This is a genomic window from Gilliamella sp. B2969, from assembly GCF_026536195.1.
Taxonomy (GTDB): domain Bacteria; phylum Pseudomonadota; class Gammaproteobacteria; order Enterobacterales; family Orbaceae; genus Gilliamella.
Genome location: NZ_JAFNOP010000008.1, coordinates 174,296 through 180,295, shown reverse-complemented (window position 1 = coordinate 180,295; position 6,000 = coordinate 174,296). Strand labels below are relative to the sequence as shown.

Here is a 6,000-nt window from a genome sequence, read left to right as displayed (position 1 = left end):
ACTTATTAAAATTATTTATAAAACGACGTTTATTGTTAGTGTTTTTGTTATGTCCGGTGCTGTTTAGTATGCCCGTTTATGGATTGAGTTCACAAACAGCAAAGTCGATTAATGGTAGTAGTCCGTATTTAAGTTTTGACAATGGTAAGAGTGCTTCATCGACAATACTACCGTTGTTATCAATCACCTTACCAAAAAATAAGGTGATTTCGGCATTGGAAGACAATTCAAGTGCGACAGATCCTATTATGATAGATAAGGTGTCATCGACATTTAGTGATATTGTGACAAATATGCCGTTTGCAAATTATCCATCAACGACCTTAGCCAATGTGGTCGTGACAAATAATTATTGGCACGATCCGGATGGTGATAAATTATTTACGATAACAGGTAATATGCAAATAAAGTGGGAAAATGCGGCAGGAGAAGATGTCACCAATTATGTCAAGTCAAATCCAAATAGCGAGTTAGACACCTGTAAATCGCCTTATAAATTGACACTCAGTGCAGATGCAGGTTCGTTAGCAACAAATTATGGGATCCCTTCAATAGGAAGCTTTACGGGGGGCAGCCATAGTTATTATCTTTACCCAAGTACGCCTAAAGTATGTTATGTTAAACCAAGCCTTGCATATGGTCGTCATTTCAATGATGAGGGTCTAGGTGGAGAGATTGCTGGTCCACCTAATATTTGGAATCCAGACCATGGTTTTCTTGTTCAATCTATCACGCCCGAGTCATATGGCATTAACTTTCCGACTACGGGTGCTGACAATTTATATTTTGATCTTGATATAAGCGGGACAGGAGCATTAAATTGGCCTGTAGTAACACATGGGGGGATCACAGCCACAATGATTCCAAATAGTAGTGGTACCAGTGTGCGAGTGACACTGACTGGACCTGTTGCAAGTGAGGCTCAAAAGCAAGCACTTACCCCTGGTATTATTCCAAAACCGAACTTACCTGCAACATTTGAATTAGTGGGTAAAGATAATCAAGGTAAAGAAGTAATAAAATATGGGTTTGTGTTAAAGCAGTGGTTTGTTAATAGGGGACAAAATAAAGTTAGGTACGATAACGCAGAAACTTGGTGTGATAGCATAGGTTATCAGCTTCCAACAGTAAAAGATCTTACTAACGCCAATTGTCCATTTCTAGATGATCCAACTTGTCAACCAGCTGTACCAACATCGGATTACTCACTTTATCAGCGTTACATTGGGGCAAGTTTTTTAGCTGAGTGGGGCAAAATGGGAAATTATCCAAATGCAGATTTTAATAATAGCGAAACACCTCTATACTGGACAAGAGATCTTGGACAAAGTGATATTTATTATCGTGTTTACTTCGACGATGGAGGTATCTTCCCTTTTGGTAAAAGTAGTTTTGTCTATTCAGTATGTGTAGCTCCTTAGCAATCATTTATGTCAAGCATGTGTTTTGGATTTTTAAAAATTTGGGTTTAAAAAAGCAATAAAATTTAGGATGATAACACCGTTTTTTTATAATGTCTGTTTAATGAACAATAGTGTTTTCATTGAAATAAGGCTTATGTTATGGCATACACATGTGCGTATTATTTAGTGAATAAATATATCAAGTAACTTTATGGATGGATGAATTTTTTACTAGCAGAATACAAAATGAGCATTACTGATTTGATTAAAATTCATAATCACTATTGATTAGATAAAGGTGAAATGTAGTATGGATATAATTGATAAATTAGAGAAAATTATGGTTATGAAATAAAGTTAACACATGAGATAGAGGATTTAGCAGATTATAACAGTTGGTATCTCAAGCAAAAAAATGAAACAGAGCTAGTAGAGGCTGAAAAAAACCTAGAAGTATCGGCTTTGAGCAGAGAGTTAGCAGCCAGCAGGCAGCTAACACTCAGCGAGCAAGAGTATTATTTTTTAATGAATTGGCGACAGGATAAATATCCATCATCAATAGAATCGGGTTTTATCTGAGGTTTGAAGGAAAAAATTTTATCACAGGGGCGAAGCCGTCTGAGATAAAATTTTTAGTATAAAAAACATGCATTTTTATTTTTTAAAATAATGTAAAATCTCAACACACTTTTTTTGAGAGAAAGTTATTCACACAATAATGAAATAGCCGATATCAAATCGGCTAAGCATGAAAACAATCCGCTAGTTAATTAACGATTTCACTCAACCAATCACTATTTATTCACATTTTTACTTATTATTTTATCAACGAGTTAATACCTAAGCGAAACTGACCTATCAATTCCTTTAGTAAGTGATTAATTAAAACTGTAGACCAAAATAGCAAATCTCTTTTTCAGCATTTTTCATATAAATATTACTTATAATGATTAAAAAAAGATTGAAATTGCTGGTTAATTAAGTAACGATAATCGAACACGATTTTTTTTGAACATATTAATACAACAATTAGCCGCAAGGTCAATGTGATTGACAACAAGGAGCCAACATGTTTAGTAAAGAAATGACAATTGCCGATTATGATAAGGATTTGTGGGATGCGATTAAAGGTGAAGAACAACGACAAGAAGATCATCTCGAACTTATCGCATCAGAAAATTACACCAGCCCACGTGTGATGCAGGCTCAAGGCTCTCAACTGACCAATAAATATGCGGAAGGTTATCCCGGTAAACGATATTATGGCGGTTGTGAATATGTTGATATTGTTGAGCAATTAGCCATAGATCGTGCTAAAGCATTATTTGGTGCCGATTATGCCAATGTACAGCCCCATTCTGGGTCACAAGCTAACTTTGCTGTTTATACCGCACTTTTACAGCCCGGCGATACTGTTTTAGGCATGAATTTATCTGAAGGCGGTCACTTGACGCACGGCGCACCTGTTAGTTTTTCAGGTAAACTTTATAATATTGTTGCCTACGGTGTTGATGCTACCGGTCATATCGATTATGAGCAATTAGCTAAAATCGCTAAAGAGTCGCAACCTAAAATGATTATTGGTGGTTTTTCAGCTTATTCAGGTATTGTTGATTGGAAACGTATGCGTGAAATAGCTGATAGCGTAGGGGCATACTTTTTTGTTGATATGGCCCATGTTGCAGGTTTAGTTGCCGCAGGTGTTTACCCAAATCCAGTGCCTTATGCGCACGTTGTAACAACAACGACACACAAAACGCTTGGCGGTCCACGTGGTGGATTAATTTTAGCTAAAAATGGTAGTGAAGATCTTTATAAAAAATTAAACTCATCGGTCTTTCCTGGCGCGCAAGGTGGCCCTTTAATGCATGTTATTGCAGCAAAAGCAGTTGCACTGAAAGAAGCGATGGAGCCAGAATATAAAATTTACCAACAACAAGTCGTAAAAAATGCACAGGCTATGGTTGAAGTTATTTTAAAACGTGGTTATAAAGTAGTTTCTGGCGAAACTAAAAACCACCTATTTTTAATTGATTTGGTTGATAAAAATATCACAGGTAAAGAAGCGGATGCTGCTTTAGGTAGTGCAAATATTACAGTGAATAAAAATAGTGTTCCTAAAGATCCACAAAGCCCATTTGTTACCTCTGGTGTGCGTATTGGTACGCCGGCAATTACCCGACGTGGTTTTAAAGAAGCCGAATCACGAGAACTCGCGAATTGGATGTGTGATGTGCTCGATAATATTGATGATGAGCAAACAATTCAAGCAGTAAAAGAAAAAGTGTTAACTATTTGTAAGCGACTACCGGTTTATCAACATTAATTTTGAATGATATTCGCCGGCCGCTAAGTCGGCGAAATTAATCATCATAAATATATTTTATTCATGTTTTTATTTTTCTGAAGTTGTTGTGGTATTTTTTTGAACTGAAGACTTTTCCGGTTCTAAATATTGATTGAAATACCCTTTATACCAAAGCCATCCTCCACTTATAGCTATGCCAATTACAATGGCTAACCAAAACGCTATAGTTAATTTTTTATTTCTTCTTTTTAATGGATCGCGTAAATTTCGTTTAGCGTTTTCCGGTAGTTCTGCTTTGCTGGTAAGTAATCTTCCTAATAATAGATTGATTTTTACTTGCCCGTTAATTGCCCAGCCGGAAGCTTCAAGTAAAGGACCAAGTGTTCTACGCCTTAATTTTAACCAAGCTAAAACAACAGAAGGACCTGAAATAATTAAAAACAGACCGATAAAAACCAGTGGAAATTGCCACCAAGTAAGTGAAAAAATAGCTTGAAATAGTGTGGCTAGTGCAGTACCTATGGCACCAACAGCTAAGCCTATCGCAGCAAAAATTCCGACACTTTTACCAATATCAAATTTTGTTTCTGGCTGTTGGATGACTTTTTCACTGGATTTTTCGATATCAGCATCTTTGCTTGTTGCCCATTTGTTAATTTGTTCCGTAATTAAACGCCCTATACGTTGATAAGGTGCCCATATTGCTTGTTGAATACTAATCGGTTTAGTAATCATTTTAACTACATTGGCATCCCAGTCATTGCCATCGTTGTCGATAAATACACCATTACGCCCCTCTATTAATAGATCACCTTGGCCCGCTGTGATTGCTGCTGCAATAGTCTGTTTTTCGCCTAGTCTGGTACATTCACAATAAAGTAGACATAACTCGGAGTAATTGGCCATCGTTGAGTGTTTAGCTATATTTTCTACTGCAACACACAATGTGGCACAACGACCGTCAATATAAAGTTTTCCTAATTGAAATGCGGCTCTTTTTTCAAGTGAAAAGAAATCAGCAAATGAAGCAAAGTTAACTAATAAACGATAAAGGTGTTTTTGAAAAAGCACCAGTTTTTCTAACACTAATACATCTGATGCTGAAATTGGTGTTTTACTGTCTTGTTCAATCATTTTTTCAAATTCAAGCAATAAATCATCTATCGTCGTACCATTGAAAAGTTGATTTGGTATATCCTCTATACTTTCCGTTGGGTTGGTTGTGACATTTAATTTCACCATTTCCGGTTTAGAATTAATCAATGTAGCGTAACCTTCTAAACTATGTTGTATCGCTTTCCACTCTGATTGACTGAGTTGATTTGGATTAGTCAATGAAGTTGCAACTAATGTTTTAAATCGGCTAATTTTATCTTTCCAAAGCGGATTAAGACCATTGACTAAGTCAAGCGTAAGGCTGTTATCAATTTTAGATAGAGGTAATTGAGCGAGTGCTTCATTTGATAACAGTCCATTTTGATTTGGCACAATATACTTCTCATCAACATTGAGTGATGATTGTGCTTGGGGCGCATATTGCGCCAGTTCAACACGTAAAAAATAATCATCAATTTTAGGTTTAAGTAATTGGATTAATTTCCATATTTCTGCACTATTTGCACCAAAAGGTGTTTGGGTATTACTAATATCTGTTTGCCATTGTTGCCATATCTTGATATTGCTTGCAAAAGCCTTAGCGATGTCGAGCGTTATACCATCTTGCCCACTCATATCTTTTTCTGCACCAACAGTTTTAATGGCAAATTCAATAAAAGATTGCATTTGAGTTGGTAATTGAGCCGATGCAGGAAAAATTAAATCGCCATTATAGAGTTTACTTGCATTTATTTTAAACGATTGTTGTACATCATCTTGAGTCAAAGACTCTGCTTGATTTTTGCCTAGATTGGCTAAGATACTACGAGCGGTTATTAATAATTTTTTACCTTGTTCGGTCGATGTGTTGATCTCTGATAAAGGTAAGGTTGGGCGGCTTGTTAAAATATTATCAAAAGATACTAGTTTGTCTTTTATCCAATTAATTGCATTTAGAATGTCAGGAATACGAATCCGCCCATCTTTATCATCATCTAATAAAGCAAGCGTTCTTTCGTCAAAATCTAACCCTGTTGTAGGGCAACTTAATGCCACCCATAATTTGGGATCTAATTGTGGTAAATCAATAATATCGTCAGCACTTTTAAAAACGACTTGATCTAATCCACCCACACGTTGAAATGTCCACATATGGCTCATCATAACCTCCATAATGAAATATCATTGATAGTG

At 36.1% G+C, this 6,000-nt stretch carries 2 protein-coding genes and 1 pseudogene; 2 read left to right on the top strand and 1 reads right to left on the bottom strand.

From position 1 onward, the window contains the following. Nucleotides 1–1,421: pseudogene (locus tag J3U66_RS09030) on the top strand (hypothetical protein); the annotation flags it as partial. A gap of 1,051 nt (nt 1,422–2,472) precedes the next feature. Next, on the top strand, nt 2,473–3,729 hold the full coding sequence (gene glyA / locus J3U66_RS09025) for a serine hydroxymethyltransferase (protein ID WP_267333259.1): 1,257 nt from the start codon (nt 2,473–2,475) through the stop codon (nt 3,727–3,729). A 69-nt stretch (nt 3,730–3,798) separates the two neighbouring features. Here the strand turns inward: glyA and J3U66_RS09020 are convergent, their stop codons facing one another. Then, a complete protein-coding gene (locus tag J3U66_RS09020) occupies nt 3,799–5,967 on the bottom strand; it encodes a phage holin family protein (protein ID WP_267343589.1) in 2,169 nt (722 codons plus the stop codon). Nucleotides 5,968–6,000: the final 33 nt, after the last annotated feature.